This is a genomic window from Thiomonas sp. SCN 64-16, assembly GCF_001725585.1.
Taxonomy (GTDB): Bacteria; Pseudomonadota; Gammaproteobacteria; order Burkholderiales; family Burkholderiaceae_C; genus Thiomonas; species Thiomonas arsenitoxydans.
Genome location: NZ_MEGQ01000015.1, coordinates 1 through 17,869, shown reverse-complemented (window position 1 = coordinate 17,869; position 17,869 = coordinate 1). Strand labels below are relative to the sequence as shown.

Sequence of the window (17,869 nt, the reverse complement as noted above, 5' to 3'; positions counted from 1 at the left end):
CTTTAGCGCGTCACTTCGACCAGCCACATCGAGCCATTGGCCTTGACGCTTTTCTTCGACGACCATTGCGGTTCGAGCACGGTGTGGGCCGAGGGAACGCGAATCCACGCATAAGCGCCGGAGCATTGGTTGTAGCCGTTGTCGTTCTGCCCGCCCAGCGTCCAGCCAGCCGGGGCGAAGTAAGGGTTGTAGGGATCGCGCGCGGAACTGCTGTAGTCCGCCGGGCCCCAGAACGACACCACGATGCTGTCATCCGCGGTTGTTTCCAGCGGGGTGCGCAGGCCGTAAGGCGTGGTGTTGCTGAAGCCCCAAGCGCCGATCTGGCGGGCGCCTGCGACGACCACGACGTAGAGGCTGGCTTCGTCCGCACCATGCCCCGGCGCCTTCACCAGGCTCCAGCTCTGTCCCGCGCCGCCCCGGGCGTTTTCGCTGATGAACAAGGCTGTGCCCGCTTTTTGGTCGGAATAAGTCTGCCCCGGGTTGATCGGCTGAAAGGTGTTGCCCTTGTTGTCGCGCAGCGATTGCAGCGTGGCCGGGCTCTGGGTGAGCACCTGTACCAGCACCAGCGCGCCCTGAGGCGGCGTGTTAACCGGCGGGGTGGACAGCACCGGCAGATCGGTGCCTGCCGAATTGGCGGCGAACGCATGCGCTGCCACGGCAATGCTCTGATGTTTCGAGGGCCCCCAGGGCCGGGCTGCGCCCAGCCCGCCCCCCGTGGGGGTCAAGGAAACTTGGGGCGGCCCTGCGTTTCCTTGAGAGGCGGATGCCGCGGGCGTATAGGCGGTTGCGCCCGCGAGATAGTCAGGCACGCCGCTTGCCCCGGCGATGGACTGGGATGCAGTCCGTTTGCCGCAGCCGGTGAGAAGGAGCGCCGCAGAGATGGCGGCAAAGCACAGCACGGGAACGATTCGTGTCCGCATGGCCCATCCTCCTTCCACGCCGGGCGTGTGTCTTACTCGCCCAGAGCGGCCATGCCGCCGACCACGGCGTGCATGCCGGCATCGACGTGCAGAATCTCCGCGGTGATGCCGGCCGCCAGATCGGACAGCAAAAAGGCCGAGGCGTTGCCGACCTGCTGGGTGTCCACATTGCGGCGCAGCGGGGCGTTGGCCTCGTTGAACTTGAGCATCTTGCCGAAGTCGGCAATGCCCGAGGCCGCCAGGGTCTTGATCGGCCCGGCGCTCACGCCGTTCACCCGCATGCCGCGTGGGCCCAGCGACTCGGCCATGAAGCGCACCGTGGCTTCGAGTGCGGCCTTGGCCACGCCCATGGTGTTGTAGTTGGGCACCACGCGCTCTGCGCCCAGATAGGTCATGGTGATGAGCGAAGGCATCTGGCCCGTCTCCACCGATTTGCTCAGCAGCGGCAACGCGGCCTTGGCCAGCGCGGGGAAGGAATAGGCCGAGATGTCGTGGGCGATGCGGAATCCTTCACGAGAAAGGCCGTCCATGAAGTCGCCGGCAATCGCCTCGCGCGGCGCGAAACCGATGGAATGCACCAGGCCGTCGAGTTGCGGCCAATGGGCGGCCAAGCCGCTGAAGGTGGCCTCGATCTGGGCGTCGTCGCTCACGTCGCAGTCGAACACCAGGCTGCTGCCGAACTCGGCGGCGAAATCGGTGATGCGCTGCTTGAAGCGTTCGCCCACATAGGTGAACGCCAACTCGGCGCCCTCACGGTGGCAGGCCTGGGCGATGCCATAGGCGATGGAGCGGTTGGACAGCAGGCCGGTGATGAGAATGCGTTTGCCTTGAAGGAATGCCATGATGGGGCGCTTTCAGTTGTGATGCAGTCTTGCGGGGGTTTGCCACGCAGCCGTGGCAAGTCATGCAGAATTCTCGCATGGCACACGCCCTGTCCCGTCCGCTATCTCCCGCCCGCCGCCGCTTGCTGCAAAGCCTGCCGCTGGGCTTGTTTCCGTTTGGGGCGGCGTGGGCGAGTCAGCGGGAACAACAGCCGGAACAACCGGCCTACGCGCTGTATGACCAGCCGAAGTATCCGCCCGGATTCACCCATTTCGACTACGTCAATCCGCAAGCGCCGGTCGGCGGCAGCCTGGTGCTCACGCCGCCCACCGTGGGCGGCAGCTTCGACAAGCTCAACCCCTTCACCCTCAAAGGCAACGCCGCGCCGGGGCTGAACACCCTGGTATTCGAGACCCTGATGACCGCCAGTTGGGACGAACCCAACACCGTGTACGGTCTGCTGGCCGACGATATTTCCGTGGCGGCAGACGGGCTTTCCGTGCTGTTTCACCTCAACCCGCTGGCGCGGTTTTCCAACGGCGACACCGTGACCGCGCACGACGTGGCCTACAGCTACAACACCCTCGTCAGCAGCGCGGCCGCGCCGCAGTTCGCCAGTATCTACGCCGACGTGGCCGACGCGGCCGCGCTGGATGAGCGTCAGGTGCGCTTTACCTTCAAGCGGCGCAATCACGAGCTGCCCATTTTGCTTGCGGGCCTGCCGGTGTTTTCGCCCAAGTGGGCGGGCCAGCGCGCGTTCAACGAAGTGATCGACACGCCCATCGCCAGCGGCCCCTACCGCATCGCCCGCACCTCGCAGCAGCGCGACATCACCTACGCCCGCCGCGCCGATTACTGGGGCTGGCACTTGCCCACCCGTCGCGGGCAGTTCAATTTTTCCGAGGTGAGCTACAAGCTTTATCTCGACGGCACGGCGCGGCTCGAAGCCTTCAAGGCGGGGGAGTACGACCTGCTGCAGGAGTTCATCGCCCGCAACTGGGCGCGGCAGTATCGCGGCCCGAAGTTCGACAGCGGCGCGCTGAAAAAACTGGAGCTGCCCAATCACAATCCGGCCGGGTTCCAGGGCTTCGTGGTCAACCTGCGCCGCCCGCAGTTTCAGGACGTTCGGGTGCGTCAGGCGCTGGCGCTGGCGCTCGACTTCCAGTGGCTCAACCGCATGCTGTTCTACGGCGCCTACAAGCGCATCGAAGGCTATTTCGCCAATTCGCCGTTCGACGCGCATGGCGCGCCGGGGCCGGATGAACTGGCCTTGCTGGAGCCGCTGCGCGCCAAGTTGCCGCCGCAGGCCTTCGGCGCCTTGCCGAGCATGCCATCGACGGCCCCGCCGAACAGTCTGCGCGGCAATCTGCTCAAGGCGCGCGCGCTGCTGGAGCAGGCGGGCTGGCACTGGCGCGATGGTGCGCTACGCAACGCCAAGGGGCAGGCATTGGTGATCGATTACCTCGACAGCCAGGGTTCGATGTCGCGCATCATCTCGGTTTATTCGCAGGCGCTGCAACGGCTGGGCATCACGCTCAACTATCGCCTGGTGGATTTCGCGCTGTATCAGCAGCGCATGGACACTTTCGACTTCGACATGACCACCATCCGCTACGGCGGCAGTACCAGCCCGGGCAACGAGCTGTTCGACCGCTTCGGCTCGCGCGCTGCCTCGGTGCAGGGCTCGGACAATGTCTGGGGCCTGCGCGATCCGGCCGTCGATGCGTTGATCGAGCGCGTGGTGGCGGCCTCCTCCATGCAGGCGCTGCAGACCGCCTGCCGCGCGCTTGATCGCGTGCTGGTCTGCGGCTGGTATTCGGTGCCGCAGTGGTACAGCGACACCTTCCGCGTGGCGATTGCCGCACACAAATTTTCCTGGCCGAAGACCTTGCCGCTGTACTACCAGCCAGAAGGCTGGGCGGTGCAATGCTGGTGGGCTGATGCCAAACCCGCTTCCGGAGCGTCGGCATGAATCTCTGGGCCTATATTTTCAAGCGCGTACTGCTGATGATTCCCACCCTGCTGGGCGTGCTCACCCTCACCTTCATCGTGGTGCAGTTCGTCCCCGGCGGGCCGGTGGAGCAGATGGTGTCGCAACTGCGCGGCAAGGAAGACGGTGCGGCAGGTGAAGCCGCCACGGCGCAAGGCATTTACCGTGGTGCGCAGGGCATCTCGCCCAAGCAACTCGCCGAGCTGCGCCAGCTCTACGGTTTCGACAAGCCGCCGCTGCAGCGCTACCTCGACATGCTGTGGCAGTTTGCGCATTTCGACCTCGGCCGCAGCTATTACCACCACGAAGCGGTGTGGACGCTGATCAAGGAACGGCTGCCGGTCTCCATCTCGCTGGGCTTGTGGAATTTTCTGCTCACCTATCTGATTTCCATTCCGCTGGGCATCGCCAAGGCGGTGCGGCATGGCAGCCGCTTCGATGTGTCCACCAGCATTGCGGTGCTGGTGGGCTACGCCATTCCAGGCTTCGTGCTGGGCGTGCTGCTGCTGGTGCTGTTTGCGGGCGGCACCTGGTTGCAGTGGTTTCCGCTGCGCGGGCTGGTGTCCGACGGCTGGTCGCAATTCAGTCTGTGGCACAAGATCACCGACTACCTGTGGCACATCACCTTGCCGGTGCTGGCGGCCACGGCGGGCAGCTTCGCCATCATCACCATGCTGACCAAGAACGCGTTTCTGGAGGAAATCCGCAAGCAATATGTGTTGACGGCGCGCGCCAAGGGCTTGAGCGAGCGCACCGTGCTGTGGCGGCATGTGCTGCGCAATGCGCTGGTGCCGTTGGTGACGGGCTTCCCCGCGGCGTTCATCGGTGCGTTCTTCGCCAGCTCCCTGCTGATCGAGACCCTGTTCTCGCTGCCGGGGCTGGGACTGCTGTCTTATGAAGCCGTGATGCGGCGCGACTATCCGGTGGTGATGGGCTCGCTTTACCTGTTCACCCTGATCGGACTGTTCACCAAACTGATTGCCGACCTGAGCTATGTCTGGGTCGATCCGCGCATCCAGTTCGGAGCGCTGCGGTGAGCGCCGCCGCGTTGGCGCAGACGCAGCCCGCGCGCCATCCCTTTCTCACGCAGGGATGGGCGCGGTTCAAGGCGCATCGCCTGGGGCGCTGGAGCCTGTGGCTGTTTCTGCTGCTGTTCGGACTGAGTCTGCTCGCGCCCGTGATCAGCAACGACAAACCGCTTCTGGTGCGCTATGACGGACGGTTTTATCTGCCGCTGCTGCACAGCTATCCCGAAACCACGTTTGGCGGCGACTTTCACACGCCGACCGACTATCTCGACCCCTACATTCGCGCCAAGCTGTCGGCCCCCGGAAATTTCGCGCTCTATCCCCCCATTCCCTACAGCGCCACCACCATCGACTACTTCGCGCAGCGGCCTTTTCCCTCTTCGCCCTCGGCGCGGCATTGGCTGGGCACCGACGATCGCGGGCGTGACGTGTTGGCGCGGCTGATCTACGGCTTCCGGCTGTCGGTGCTGTTCGCGCTGGCGCTGACGGTCACGGGCACGCTGCTGGGCCTGCTCATCGGCGCCGTGCAGGGCTATTTCGGCGGGCGCATCGATCTGTCGGTACAGCGGCTGATGGAGGTCTGGGGATCGATGCCTGAGCTGTATCTGCTGATCATTTTTTCGGCGGTGTTCGCTCCCGGCCTGGCCTTGCTGCTGGTGCTGCTGTCGCTGTTCGGTTGGATGGGGCTGGCCGACTATGTGCGCGCCGAGTTTTTGCGCAACCGGCAGATGGACTATGTGCGTGCCGCGCAGGCGCTGGGGCTGTCGCACGCGCGCATCATGTGGCGGCACATCCTGCCCAACAGCCTGACGCCGGTGGTCACCTTTCTGCCGTTTCGCATGAGTGGGGCGCTGCTGGCGCTCACCAGTCTGGACTTTCTCGGTCTGGGCGTTCCGCCGCCCACGCCCAGTCTGGGCGAATTGTTGGCGCAGGGCAAGGCCAACCTGGATGCCTGGTGGATTTCAGCGGCAGCTTTCGGCGCGCTGGTGAGCATCCTGCTGCTGCTGACCTTCATCGGTGAGGCGCTGCGCGACGCCCTGGACCCCCGGCACACCGGCGCGGGCCGGGGATGAGCGACATGCCTTCAATCCCTTTGCTCAAAGTACGCGATCTGCAGGTGCGTTTTGGCGCCCAAACCGTGGTGCATGGCGTCGATCTCGACATCGCCGCGGGCGAAAAAGTCGCGCTCGTCGGCGAATCCGGCTCGGGCAAGACCGTTTCGGCGCTGGCCTTGCTGCGGCTGCTGGACGGGGCGCAACAAACCGGCAGTGTGATGTTCGACGGGCGCGAACTCTCCACACTGAGCGAGCGCCAGATGCGCGGTCTGCGCGGCAAAGACATCGCCATGATCTTTCAGGAGCCGATGACCGCGCTCAACCCGCTGCATCCGGTCGGGCGGCAGATTGCCGAGGTGCTGGAGCTGCACGAGGCGCTGTCGCGTCGCGCGGCTTGGGCGCGGGCCGTGGAGTTGCTGGGGCAGATGGGCATCGACCAGCCCGCGCGGCGTGCGGCGGACTATCCGCATCAGCTCTCCGGCGGCCAGAGGCAGCGGGTAATGATTGCCATGGCGCTGGCTTGCCGCCCCCGCCTGCTGCTGGCCGACGAGCCCACCACCGCGCTCGACGTAACCGTGCGCCGCCAGATTCTCGATCTGCTCGACGCCTTGCAGGCCGAGTACGGCCTGGCCTTGCTGTTCATCACCCACGACCTTCATCTGGTGCGGCGCTACGCGCACCGCGTGGCCGTGATGCAGCAGGGCAGGGTGGTGGAAGCCGGAACGGTTACCTCAGTATTCGCCGCGCCGCAGCACCCCTATACGCAAATGCTGCTACGCAGCCGCCCACGCCGCCTCGTGCAGGAGTCCGAAAAAAAAGCGGCGCCGCCGCCCACCGTGCTTCAGGCGCGGGCGCTGAGTGTGCGCTTCGCCCAAAACAGCGGTTTCTGGCGCAAACACTGGCACACCGTGCTGCAGGACATTTCGCTGGAATTGCTCGCAGGGCAGACCTTGGGCGTGGTGGGCGAATCGGGCAGCGGCAAATCGACCCTCGCGCTCGCACTGCTCGGCCTGCTGCGCCGACAGGGCGGGGAGGTGAGTCTGCTGGGACGCGATCCGGCCCGGTTGTCCGCTGCTGCGCTGCGCCCCTTGCGCGCGCAGGCGCAAATCGTGTTCCAGGACCCGTTTTCCAGCCTGTCGCCACGGCGCACCGTGGCGCAGATCGTCGAAGAGGGTCTGGAAATTCATCGCCCTGAGTGGAGTGCCGTGCAACGTCGCGAGCGCGCCCAGCAGATTCTGGCGGAAGTCGGCTTGCCGCTTTCACCGGCCGAAATGCAACGCTATCCGCACGCATTTTCAGGTGGGCAACGCCAGCGCATCGCGATCGCGCGGGCCCTGATTCTGGAGCCCAAGGTGCTCATCCTCGACGAGCCGACCAGCGCGCTCGACGTCACCGTGCAGCAGCAGGTGCTCGACCTCCTCGCTGCACTGCAGCAAAGGCTTGGACTGGCCTATGTGCTCATCAGCCACGATTTGTCGGTCATTGGCGCGCTGTCGCACCGTGTGCTGGTGCTGCACCAGGGAAAGGTGGTCGAACAAGGGCCGACAGACGCCGTGCTGCGTGCGCCACGCCAGCCCTACACCCAGGCCTTGCTCGCAGCATCCGATCTGGGGGAAGAAGTGCGCGACGGATAGCGCAAAGTGTGCGCAGCCGAGGCGCGTTATTGCCAAAAAGTTCCTTCCTCTCTATAATCCACTTTTTTGTTGACCGCAAGAAAATTTCCGAGAATTTCAGACTCAGGCTTTGTCAGACTTTATCTGATGGGGCATAGAGGGCGCAGTTCAGAGCGCAGTTTTCAAAGAAAAAGTAGTCAAAGAGCAGTCGCTTGGCAGTGGCAGAACAGCGGGAGAGCGCAGTGTGCGGGCCCGACCACAGCAGTGAGCAAAAACTGGGCGACGTCATCGCCCTTTTTTTTTGCTTGCGCGGCGGGCGATTGACGAGATTTGCGGTCAGGTGATGAACGAAATATTGGCAAACGCATGAGTGCAGCACAGGCAATCGATACGGCAGTCACCAGTCTTGGACTGGAACTCGTGGAGGTGGAACACCTTCCGCGCGGCTTGCTGCGCGTGACCATCGATCATGCCGACGGCGCCCCGGTGACGGTGGAAGACTGCGAGCGGGTGACCCGTCAGTTGCAGTATGTGTTTGAAGTGGAAAACGTGGACTACGGTCGTCTGGAGGTGTCGTCTCCCGGCTTGGACCGTCCTCTGCGCAAGGCAGAAGATTTTGTGCGATTTGCCGGGTTGGAGATCGACGTCGTTCTTCGCGTGCCGTTTCAGGGTCGCAAGAAGTACCGCGGCGTTTTGCTCGAGCGCTCGCAAGACGACGAGCCGGGGCGTTTTTCCGTCGCCTTGTCGCCGCCTGAGGTGGGCGCAAAAGGCAAAGGCAAAGGCAAACCCGGCGCCGCGAACAAAAAGCCGAAAGCTGTCGGAGCACCTGTCGCTCCCAAGGCAGAAGAGCAGGACGTGTTGTCCGTCATGAATTTCAGTCTGGCCGAGGTGCGCGATGTGCGCCTGGTGCCTGTTGTCGATTTTGGGAGTAGTCGAAAATGAGTCGCGAGATTTTGATGTTGGTGGACGCCCTGGCGCGTGAAAAGAATGTCGATCGCGATGTCGTCTTCGGCGCCGTCGAGGCCGCACTGGCCTCCGCAACCAAGCGTCTGTACGAAGGCGAGGCGGATGTGCGCGTGCAGATCGACCGCAACACCGGCGAATACGAAAGCTTCCGTCGCTGGCATGTGGTGCCGGACGAAGCCGGGCTGCAGTTGCCCGACAGCGAAATTCTGCTGTTCGAAGCGCGGGAACAGATTCCCGATATCGAAGTGGGCGACTACATCGAGGAACCGATCGAGAGCATCGCCTTCGGCCGAATCGGCGCGCAGGCGGCCAAACAGGTCATTCTGCAGAAAATCCGTGACGCCGAGCGCGAGCAGATCCTCAATGATTTCCTGGCCCGCAACGACAAGATTTTCAACGGCTCGGTCAAGCGTCTCGACAAGGGCGACCTCATCATCGAATCGGGCAAGGTCGATGCGCGACTGCGCCGAAGCGATCTGATCCCGAAGGAAAACCTGCGGGTGGGTGACCGGGTGCGCGCGGTGATTACCAAGATCGACCGTACCGCCCGCGGCCCGCAGATCGAAATTTCGCGCACTGCGCCTGAATTCATGATCGAGTTGTTCCGCCTGGAAGTGCCCGAGATCGAGCAGGGCCTGATGGAAATCAAGTCTTGCGCCCGTGAGCCGGGAGTTCGCGCCAAAATTGCGGTGGTGTCGCACGACCGCCGTGTCGATCCCATCGGCACCTGCGTGGGTATTCGCGGCTCGCGCGTGACCGCGGTGACCAACGAACTCGGCGGCGAACGGGTCGATATCGTGCTCTGGTCGGAAGATCCGGCGCAGTTCGTCATCGGCGCGCTGGCGCCGGCGAATGTTTCGTCCATCGTGGTGGACGAAGAAAAGCACGCCATGGATGTGGCTGTGGACGAGGAAAATCTGGCGCTGGCCATCGGCCGCACCGGGCAGAACGTGCGGCTGGCCTCCGAGTTGACGGGGTGGAAGATCAATATTCTCAGCGCCGAAGAGTCCGACGCCCGCAACACCCAGGAAACGCAGAAAATGCGCAGCCTGTTCGTCGAAAAACTCGACGTCGATCAGGAAGTGGCGGACATTCTCATTGCCGAGGGGTTCACCAGCCTCGAAGAACTGGCCTACGTGCCGATCAACGAAATGCTGGAGATCGAGGCCTTCGATGAAGACACGGTCAATGAACTGCGTGAACGCGCCCGCAATGCCTTGCTCACGCAGGAAATCGCGCGCGAGCAGAAGCTCGATGAAGTCGATCCGGCGCTTAAGGCGCTCGATGGCCTGAGCGCAGACGAGCTGGCCCTGCTGGCCGAAGCCGGTGTGCTCACCCTTGACGATCTGGGCGATCTGGCGACCGACGAGCTCACCGGCATTCTCCGCACCGACGAGGCCCGGGCCGCCGACCTCATTCTGAAGGCGCGCGCGCACTGGTTCGACGCCTGAACCCCTCCGAACCTGTCGCCCGCACTTCACACGTTTCAAGCCGTACTAGGACACACCATCAATGGCCAGTCATACCGTCTCACAACTCGCTGCAGAACTTGGCAAACCCTTGAACCTTTTGCAGGAGCAACTGCAACAGGCGGGAGTCGGAGCGCGCGCGGCAGACGACGTCATCAGTGAGGCCGACAAGGCCCGCCTGCTCGAGCACTTGCGCGCGGCGCATGGCGGTGCAGCTGGCGGCGAGCGCAAAAAAATCACCCTGACCCGCAAGCAGACCAGCGAGATCAAGCAGGCGGACGCCACGGGCAAGGCGCGCACCATTCACGTGGAAGTGCGCAAAAAGCGCGTGTTCGTCAAGCGCGACGAATCCGCACCGGTTGCCGAGGCGTCGGCTGCACCCGAGTCGAACGAGCCGGTGGTGGATGATGCCGAACTCCAACGCCGCGAGGCCGAGGCGCAGCGTCAGGCCGATTTGCTGGCGCGCCAGGCCGAAGAGTTGGCTGCGCAGCGCGCAGCCGAGCAGGAACGTCGGGCTGCCCTAGAGCGCCAGGAGCAGCAAGCCCGCGAGCAGGCCGAGCGCGAGGCTCAGGCGGCCCGCGAGGCTGCAGCCAAGTCGCAACAGCCCGCGACCGTGACGGCCGAGCCGACCGCGCAAATACAAGACAAGCAAGACAAGGAACCGTCGCAAGCGAGCGAGGCGGCTGCCTCGGCTTTGGCGAGTTCGCAGGCCGCTGCTGCCGAGCGCGCCGCGGCGCAGAAGAAGCAGGACGCCGAAGAAACCGCCAAACTGGCGCAGATCGAAAAGCGCCGCAAGGCTGCCGAGGCGGAAGCCGCCGCCATTCGCGACATGATGGCCCGCCCGCGCACGGTGATGCGCGCCGAGAAACCTGCGGTCAAGACGGCCGAGGCAGCTCCCGTCAGCGGCAGCATCAAGGGCACGATCCACAAACCGGCGGCGGGTGCAGCGAAGACGGCCGGGGCCAGTGCCACGGCCGCGCCGGGCACTGCGACGAAGAAGGACGACAAGCAGGTCAAGTCGGAAAAGCTGTCGTCCTCCTGGGCGGACGACGCTGCGAAAAAGCGCGGTGCGTCGATCAAACCCCGCGGCAATCCCACCGGAGCGCCGGGTGGCTGGCGCGGCCCGAAAACGACGGGTGGGCGTCGCGGCGGACGCAATGATCGGGGCGGTGAGCAGCATGTGCAGGCAGCGCCTGCCGAGATGATCGTGCGCGAAGTGCATGTGCCCGAGACCATTACCGTGGCCGAATTGGCGCACAAGATGTCGGTGAAGGCCGCCGAGGTCATCAAGAGCCTGATGAAGCTGGGACAGATGGTGACCATCAACCAGGTGCTCGATCAGGAAACCGCGATGATCGTGGTCGAGGAACTCGGTCATACCGCCGTTGCCGCCAAGCTCGACGATCCCGAAAACTTCCTGACGGAAGACGGCGAAGGCGCGATGGCCGACGCGGAACAATTTCCGCGAGCGCCGGTGGTCACGGTCATGGGTCACGTCGACCACGGCAAGACTTCGCTGCTCGACTACATCCGCCGTGCCAAAGTGGCGGCAGGCGAGGCTGGCGGCATTACGCAGCACATCGGCGCCTATCACGTCCAAACGCCGCGCGGCATCATCACCTTCCTCGACACCCCGGGTCACGAAGCCTTCACGGCCATGCGGGCGCGTGGTGCGAAAGCGACCGATATCGTCATTCTTGTGGTGGCCGCAGACGACGGCGTAATGCCGCAGACCAAGGAAGCGATTGCCCACGCCAAGGCGGCAGGCGTGCCCTTGGTGGTGGCGCTCAACAAAATCGACAAGCCGGGGGCCAACCCTGATCGCGTCCGCCAGGAACTGATTGCCGAGAGCGTGGTGCCCGAGGAATACGGCGGCGACTCGCCCTTCGTGCCCGTGTCTGCCAAGACCGGCGAAGGCATAGATAGCCTGCTTGAACAGATTCTGCTTCAGGCCGAAGTGCTGGAGCTCAAGGCCCCGATTGACGCCCCAGCCAAAGGGCTGGTGATCGAATCGCGCCTCGACAAAGGCCGTGGTCCTGTGGCCACCATCCTGGTGCAGTCGGGCACGCTCAAGCGCGGGGACGTGGTGCTCGCCGGGGCCGCATTCGGCCGCGTGCGCGCCATGCTCGACGAGTTGGGCAAGCCGGTGACCGAGGCTGGGCCGTCCATCCCGGTGGAAATTCAAGGTTTGACCGAAGTGCCCAGCGCCGGTGAAGAAATCATGGTGCTGCTCGATGAGCGCAAGGCGCGCGAAATTGCGCTGTTCCGCCAGGGCAAGTACCGCGATGTCAAGCTAGCCCGCCAGCAGGCCGCCAAGCTCGAAAACATGTTCGAGCAATTGAACGAAGGCGCGCAAAACCTGCCGCTCATCATCAAGGCCGACGTGCAGGGTTCGCAAGAAGCGCTCATCCATGCGCTCACCAAGCTCTCCACCTCCGAAATCAAGGTGCAAGTGGTGCATGCGGCGGTCGGCGGCATTTCCGAGAGCGACGTCAATCTGGCTATCGCCTCGAATGCGGTGATCATCGGCTTCAACACCCGCGCCGATGCTGGAGCGCGCAAACTGGCCGAGAACAACGGCATCGACATCCGCTACTACAACATCATTTACGAGGCGGTCGACGAGATCAAGGCGGCCATGTCAGGCATGCTCACGCCGGACAAGAAGGAAGAGACTCTGGGTCTGGTCGAAATTCGCCAGGTGTTCCGCATCCCGAAGGTGGGCGCGGTGGCCGGCTGTATGGTGTTGTCGGGTCTGGTGCGCCGCTCCGCGCAGGTGCGCGTGTTGCGCAACAACGTGGTCATTCACACCGGCGAGCTCGATTCGCTCAAGCGCTTCAAGGACGATGCGCGCGAAGTCAAGGAAGGCTTCGAGTGCGGCCTGTCGTTGAAGAACTACCAGGACATCGAAGAGGGTGATCAGCTCGAAGTCTTCGAGATCAAGGACGTGGCGCGCACCCTGTAATGGGCCAGCAGCCAGACTGAGATGAAGCGCGCAACGCCCAACCGCACCCAGCGTATCGCTGACCAGATCCAGCGCGATCTGGCCGAACTGATTCAGCGCGAGCTGCGCAACCCGCAGCTCGGGCTGGTGACGCTCACCGATGTGCAGCTCACGCCCGACTACGCCCATGCCAAGGTTTACTTCAGCGTGATCGGCGCCGAGCCAGACACTGCGCGCCAGATCTTGAGCGACAAAGCCGGGTATCTGCATAGCCTGCTGTTCAAGCGCCTGCAGATCCACACCGTGCCTACGCTGCACTTTCTGTTCGATCCGACCACCGAGAAGGCGGCGGAGATGGACGGGCTGATCCGCCAGGCCTTGGCGCAACAGGCCAAAGACGATTGACCCGGCGTGCCGCGCCCGGGTTTTGACCACCATGAATGTCCAAAAAACGCCTTGGGAGGCGGTCAACGGCGTGCTCCTACTGAACAAGCCCCGCGGGTTGACCTCGCAGCAGGCTTTGTTTCGCGTGCGCCGCAGGCTGCGCGCCGCGAAGGCCGGGCATGGCGGCACGCTCGATCCTCTGGCCGACGGTCTGTTGATGCTTTGCTTCGGCGCCGCGACCAAGTTCGCCCAGCGTCACCTCGAAGCCGACAAACGCTATGTGGCTGTACTGCAACTGGGCGTGCGCACGACGACCGATGACGCCGAAGGCGAAATCGTCGAACGCCGTGCCGTAGAGGTGAGCCGGTCGCAGGTCGATGCCGTTCTGCCGCGGTTCATCGGCGCCATCAGCCAGACGCCGCCGGTGTATAGCGCGCTCAAGCGCGACGGAAAGCCGCTTTACGCCTATGCCCGGGCGGGCGAGACCGTCGAGGTGGCGGCCCGCACGGTGCAAATTCACTCGATGGACGTGTTGTCGCTGCAAAACGACCAACTGGCGCTGACCGTGCATTGCGGCAAGGGCACATACATTCGCGCGCTGGCGCGTGACATCGGTGAGGCGCTAGGCTGTGGCGCGCATCTGGCGGCACTGACGCGCACGGCAAGCGGCGGTTTTTCGCAGGAACAGGCGTTGACGCTCGACGAGGCCGAAGCGCTGGCCCCTGCCGATCTGCGCAGCAGGCTGCTGCCGACCGACGTGCTGCTGCAATCTTCGCCGCGCCAGAATCTCGACCTTGCCTTGGCCCAGCGGTTTTTGCACGGTGCTCGTCTGAGTGGTTTGGCGCCGGATGAGCCTGCAGTGCCGGGCGAAGACGTACGGGTTTACGGACCGCTAGCGGCGGGCCAGGACGCCGTGCTGCTGGGCATCGGCGCCTGGGAGCAAGGCGCGGAGTCGGTTGTGTTAACGCCGCGCCGCCTGCTTTGCTCCGACGAACTCGCACCTGCCAGAACTTTTGCGATACCGCCTCCCATTTCACAACCCCGAACCGAATCTCTCCCCGAATCTCTCCATCAGGACGCAACACCATGAGCAAATCCATCCGCAATATCGCCATCATCGCCCACGTCGACCATGGCAAGACCACCATGGTCGACCAGCTGCTGCGCCAGTCGGGCACCTTCGCCGAACACGAAAAAGTCGTGGACACGGTGATGGATAACAACGCCATCGAACGCGAGCGCGGCATCACCATTCTGGCGAAGAACTGCGCGGTGAGCTGGGAAGGCACGCACATCAACATCGTCGACACCCCGGGCCACGCCGACTTCGGCGGTGAAGTCGAGCGCGCGCTGAGCATGGTCGATGGCGTGGTGCTGCTGATCGATGCCCAGGAAGGCCCGATGCCGCAGACGCGCTTCGTCACCAAAAAAGCGCTGGCCCTGGGGCTCAGGCCCATTGTGGTGGTCAACAAGGTGGACAAGCCGGGCGCCAAGCCGGACGCCGTGGTCAACGCTGCCTTCGACCTGTTCGACAAACTGGGCGCCACCGATGAGCAGCTCGACTTTCCCGTGGTCTATGCCTCGGGCATCAACGGTTGGACTTCGCTGGAAGAAGGCGAACCGGGCCAGCAATGGGGCCCGGACATGTCGGCTCTGTTCAACACCATTCTCAAGCATGTGCCGCCGCATAGCGGCGACGCGGCAGCGCCGCTTCAACTGCAGATTTCGGCGCTGGACTACAACAGCTTCGTCGGCCGCATCGGCGTGGGCCGCATCAATGCCGGCACGATTAAACCCGGCATGGACGTGCTGGTGATGGAAGGGGTGGACGGCAACTCGTTCAAGGGCCGTGTCAATCAGGTGCTGACCTTCCAGGGACTCGACCGCGTGCAGGTGACCGAGGCGGGCCCGGGCGACATCGTGCTGATCAACGGCATTGCCGACATCGGCATTGGCGTGACCGTCACGGATCCGCTCAACCCGGCGCCGCTACCCATGCTCAAGGTGGACGAACCGACGCTGACCATGAACTTCTGCGTCAACACCAGCCCTCTGGCCGGCCGAGAAGGCAAGTACGTCACCAGCCGCCAGATCTGGGATCGGCTGCAAAAAGAATTGCAGAGCAATGTGGCGCTGCGGGTGAAGGAGACCGACGAAGACGGCATTTTCGAAGTCTCGGGCCGCGGCGAACTGCACTTGACGATTCTGCTGGAAAACATGCGCCGCGAAGGCTATGAGCTGGCGGTGTCCAAGCCGCGTGTAGTGTTCAAGGACGTGGACGGCGTGCGCCATGAGCCGATCGAGTTGGTGACCGCTGACATCGAAGAGCAGCACCAGGGCGGCGTGATGCAGGCGCTTGGCGAGCGCAAGGGCGAGCTGGTCAATATGGAGCCGGACGGCCGCGGCCGCGTGCGCCTCGAATACCGTATTCCGGCGCGTGGCCTGATCGGTTTCACCAATGAATTCCTCAACCTGACCCGTGGCTCGGGCCTGATCTCCAATATTTTCGACGGCTACGAGCCGCACAAGGGCGAGATCGCCGGACGCAAGAACGGCGTGCTCATCTCCATGGACGATGGCGAAATCTTCACCTACGCCCTGGGCAAGCTCGATGACCGCGGCCGCATGTTCGTCAAGGCGGGTGATCCGGTTTACGAAGGCATGATCGTGGGCATACACAGCCGCGACAACGATCTGGTGGTCAACGCCACCCGGACCAAACAGCTGACCAACTTCCGCGTGTCCGGCAAGGAAGATGCGATCAAGGTCACGCCGCCTATCGACCTGAATCTGGAATATGGCGTCGAGTTCATCGAAGACGACGAACTGGTCGAAATCACCCCCAAGAGCGTGCGTCTGCGTAAACGCTATCTGACCGAACAAGAGCGCAAGCGCGCCGGTCGCTCGGCCTGAGTCTGCTCTGAATCCCGCCCCGAATCCCGCTCTACACCCCGCGCGGCAGATGGTGGCCAAACCTCACCTCCGCGCCGTGCTCGCCATGGTGGGCGCCACGCTGATGTGGAGCGTGGCGGGGGTGATCACCCGGCATCTGCATCACCAGAACGGGCTTGATCTGGTCTTCTGGCGCAGCAGCTTCGCGGCGCTGGGCGTGTTGGCCTGGCTGCTCTGGCGCCAAGGGCCACGCGGTCTGGCGCGCGACGTGCGGCATGCTTCGCCGCTGTTGTGGCTGTCAGCCGGGTTCTGGGGGGTGATGTTCACCGCCTTCATGGTGGCGCTCACCCTGACCACGGTGGCGCAAACCCTGATCGCCGAAAGTCTCAGTCCCCTCATCGCCGCCTTGCTGGGTTGGCTGGTGCTGCGCCACGCCTTGCCCGCGCGGACCTGGCTGGCCATCGTGCTTGCCCTGACGGGTATGGGATGGATCGTCTGGCAAAACCTGCATCACCTCAACGGATCGACACAGTTGCTCGGTATGCTCGTCGCGCTGGCCGTGCCGTTCAGCGCGGCGGCCAACTGGGTCAGTCTGAGACGGGCCGGGGCCGCTGTGCCGATGCAGGCGGCCGTGATGTTGGGTGCGCTGTTCTCGGTGCTTGCCGTGGCGTTTCCGGCCTGGCCTGTGAGCGTGGACCTGCACGATCTGCTCTGGCTGGCGTTCTTGGGCGTGTTTCAGCTCGCTGTGCCGGGTTTGCTCGCTGTCTGGGCGGCTCAGCGTCTGGCCCCGGCAGAGGTCGGTTTGCTCGGTCTGCTGGAGATTGTGTTCGGCATTCTCTGGGCCTGGATCGGCGCAGGTGAACAACCCAGCTTCGGAACTTTGATGGGCGGTGGACTGATCATGTTCGCACTAGTAGGCAACGAATTACTGGGATGGCGGCAGATCAAACGGGGAGAGCAAATTTATGCTTAAAAATTTGCGCCACGCAGGCCTGTGGATCGGCCTGACGGCTTTGTTGTTGTCAGGCTGCGGCGGCGGGGGCGGCACCAGCGCCTCTGCTGATAGTGCGACCACGGGCGCCACACCTGTTGCCTTGAAGCGCACCACGCCGATGGGTGTGCTGGTACCGCTCTACGGCTATCCGCTGGTGTCCAGCGGCAGCGGCGCGACTTACACGACGTCCGAAAATCCCGCCTGGACGGAGGTGGCCGCTAATGCGGCAGCGGTGCCCACGGTCGCCATCATCAACCCGCAAAACGGGCCGGTCGCATGCACCACTCCGCCCTCGGCCACGCTCAGCGCTTTCACGCAGGGCATCGGTCAGCTTCACGCCGCTGGGGTGAAAGTACTGGGCTACGTTCACACCAGTTACGGCTCGCGCGCGCTCTCGCTGGTGCAGCAGGATGTGCAGACCTACGCCCAGTGTTATGGCGTGGACGGCGTTTTTTTTGACGAGGTTTCCAATAAGGGCAGCCTGGCGAGTTATTACGCGGCCGCCGCTGCCACGGTGCGCAAGGACATTCAGCCGGGTAGTGGTCAGGCCGTGCTGGTCGCCATCAATCCCGGCACCTATCCCGACCTGTCCATCGCCCAGACGGCCGACATCACGGTGATGCACGAAAGCGCAGACCTGAATCTACCCGCCGCGCCGGCGAGCCTCGCTTCTTACCCGTCGGCGAAATTCGCCTATCTGGCGCTGGGTATCAGCAATCTGACGCAGACTCAGGCTGCTGCGCTTTCCAGTCTGTACCAGCAGGGCGTCGGTTATGTTTATCTGACCGATCA

At 63.9% G+C, this 17,869-nt stretch carries 14 protein-coding genes; 12 read left to right on the top strand and 2 right to left on the bottom strand.

The genetic code is table 11. The annotated features are described in order from the left end of the window. Positions 1–2: 2 nt before the first annotated feature. Positions 3–920, bottom strand: coding sequence for a hypothetical protein (locus ABT24_RS05855; protein ID WP_276729823.1), 918 nt, complete (start codon positions 918–920; stop codon positions 3–5). 32 nt (positions 921–952) lie between these two features. Next, positions 953–1,762, bottom strand: a complete 810-nt coding sequence (fabI, locus tag ABT24_RS05850) for an enoyl-ACP reductase FabI (RefSeq protein ID WP_276729826.1) — start codon at positions 1,760–1,762, stop codon at positions 953–955. 77 nt (positions 1,763–1,839) lie between these two features. Between fabI and ABT24_RS05845 the strand changes: the two genes are divergently transcribed. The 12 genes from ABT24_RS05845 to ABT24_RS05790 all read left to right on the top strand — a co-directional run. Next, a complete protein-coding gene (locus ABT24_RS05845; protein WP_276729829.1) occupies positions 1,840–3,714 on the top strand; it encodes an extracellular solute-binding protein in 1,875 nt (624 codons plus the stop codon). Beyond that, positions 3,711–4,769, top strand: coding sequence for a microcin C ABC transporter permease YejB (locus ABT24_RS05840; RefSeq protein WP_276729833.1), 1,059 nt, complete (start codon positions 3,711–3,713; stop codon positions 4,767–4,769). The genes ABT24_RS05845 and ABT24_RS05840 overlap by 4 nt, the downstream gene beginning before the upstream one ends. Beyond that, positions 4,766–5,833 carry an ABC transporter permease gene (locus ABT24_RS05835; protein WP_276729835.1) on the top strand — a complete coding sequence of 356 codons (1,068 nt, stop codon included), beginning with the start codon at positions 4,766–4,768 and terminating at the stop codon, positions 5,831–5,833. The genes ABT24_RS05840 and ABT24_RS05835 overlap by 4 nt, the downstream gene beginning before the upstream one ends. Next, entirely contained in the window at positions 5,830–7,449 is a 1,620-nt protein-coding gene (locus ABT24_RS05830) for an ABC transporter ATP-binding protein (protein ID WP_276729836.1), read from the top strand. The genes ABT24_RS05835 and ABT24_RS05830 overlap by 4 nt, the downstream gene beginning before the upstream one ends. A 345-nt stretch (positions 7,450–7,794) precedes the next feature. Next, entirely contained in the window at positions 7,795–8,370 is a 576-nt protein-coding gene (gene rimP, locus ABT24_RS05825) for a ribosome maturation factor RimP (RefSeq protein WP_276706957.1), read from the top strand. After that, positions 8,367–9,845, top strand: a complete 1,479-nt coding sequence (nusA, locus tag ABT24_RS05820) for a transcription termination factor NusA (RefSeq protein WP_013105624.1) — start codon at positions 8,367–8,369, stop codon at positions 9,843–9,845. The genes rimP and nusA overlap by 4 nt, the downstream gene beginning before the upstream one ends. Before the next feature lie 61 nt (positions 9,846–9,906). Then, positions 9,907–12,828, top strand: a complete 2,922-nt coding sequence (gene infB / locus ABT24_RS05815) for a translation initiation factor IF-2 (RefSeq protein ID WP_276729838.1) — start codon at positions 9,907–9,909, stop codon at positions 12,826–12,828. 21 nt (positions 12,829–12,849) lie between these two features. After that, the gene (gene rbfA / locus ABT24_RS05810; RefSeq protein WP_013105626.1) at positions 12,850–13,212 is read left to right on the top strand and encodes a 30S ribosome-binding factor RbfA; all 363 of its coding nucleotides are present in this window, start codon (positions 12,850–12,852) and stop codon (positions 13,210–13,212) included. Positions 13,213–13,243: 31 nt separating this feature from the next. After that, positions 13,244–14,281: a tRNA pseudouridine(55) synthase TruB gene (truB, locus tag ABT24_RS05805; protein WP_276729840.1), complete on the top strand. Its 1,038-nt coding sequence runs from the start codon at positions 13,244–13,246 to the stop codon at positions 14,279–14,281. After that, positions 14,278–16,104 carry a translational GTPase TypA gene (gene typA / locus ABT24_RS05800; RefSeq protein WP_156052744.1) on the top strand — a complete coding sequence of 609 codons (1,827 nt, stop codon included), beginning with the start codon at positions 14,278–14,280 and terminating at the stop codon, positions 16,102–16,104. The genes truB and typA overlap by 4 nt, the downstream gene beginning before the upstream one ends. Before the next feature lie 49 nt (positions 16,105–16,153). Next, positions 16,154–17,056 carry a DMT family transporter gene (locus tag ABT24_RS05795; RefSeq protein ID WP_276729843.1) on the top strand — a complete coding sequence of 301 codons (903 nt, stop codon included), beginning with the start codon at positions 16,154–16,156 and terminating at the stop codon, positions 17,054–17,056. Further along, a partial coding sequence (locus tag ABT24_RS05790; RefSeq protein WP_286737486.1) for a spherulation-specific family 4 protein occupies positions 17,049–17,869 on the top strand: 821 nt, incomplete at its 3' end. The genes ABT24_RS05795 and ABT24_RS05790, both read left to right, overlap by 8 nt.

Bases quoted from the DNA above. Each gene is read 5' to 3' on its own strand.
- rbfA (WP_013105626.1), top strand. From the start codon at position 12,850: ATGAAGCGCGCAACGCCCAACCGCACCCAGCGTATCGCTGACCAGATC.
- ABT24_RS05855 (WP_276729823.1), bottom strand. From the start codon at position 920: ATGCGGACACGAATCGTTCCCGTGCTGTGCTTTGCCGCCATCTCTGCG.
- truB (WP_276729840.1), top strand. From the start codon at position 13,244: ATGAATGTCCAAAAAACGCCTTGGGAGGCGGTCAACGGCGTGCTCCTA.
- rimP (WP_276706957.1), top strand. From the start codon at position 7,795: ATGAGTGCAGCACAGGCAATCGATACGGCAGTCACCAGTCTTGGACTG.
- ABT24_RS05830 (WP_276729836.1), top strand. From the start codon at position 5,830: ATGAGCGACATGCCTTCAATCCCTTTGCTCAAAGTACGCGATCTGCAG.
- infB (WP_276729838.1), top strand. From the start codon at position 9,907: ATGGCCAGTCATACCGTCTCACAACTCGCTGCAGAACTTGGCAAACCC.
- ABT24_RS05840 (WP_276729833.1), top strand. From the start codon at position 3,711: ATGAATCTCTGGGCCTATATTTTCAAGCGCGTACTGCTGATGATTCCC.
- nusA (WP_013105624.1), top strand. From the start codon at position 8,367: ATGAGTCGCGAGATTTTGATGTTGGTGGACGCCCTGGCGCGTGAAAAG.
- fabI (WP_276729826.1), bottom strand. From the start codon at position 1,762: ATGGCATTCCTTCAAGGCAAACGCATTCTCATCACCGGCCTGCTGTCC.
- ABT24_RS05795 (WP_276729843.1), top strand. From the start codon at position 16,154: ATGGTGGCCAAACCTCACCTCCGCGCCGTGCTCGCCATGGTGGGCGCC.
- typA (WP_156052744.1), top strand. From the start codon at position 14,278: ATGAGCAAATCCATCCGCAATATCGCCATCATCGCCCACGTCGACCAT.
- ABT24_RS05845 (WP_276729829.1), top strand. From the start codon at position 1,840: ATGGCACACGCCCTGTCCCGTCCGCTATCTCCCGCCCGCCGCCGCTTG.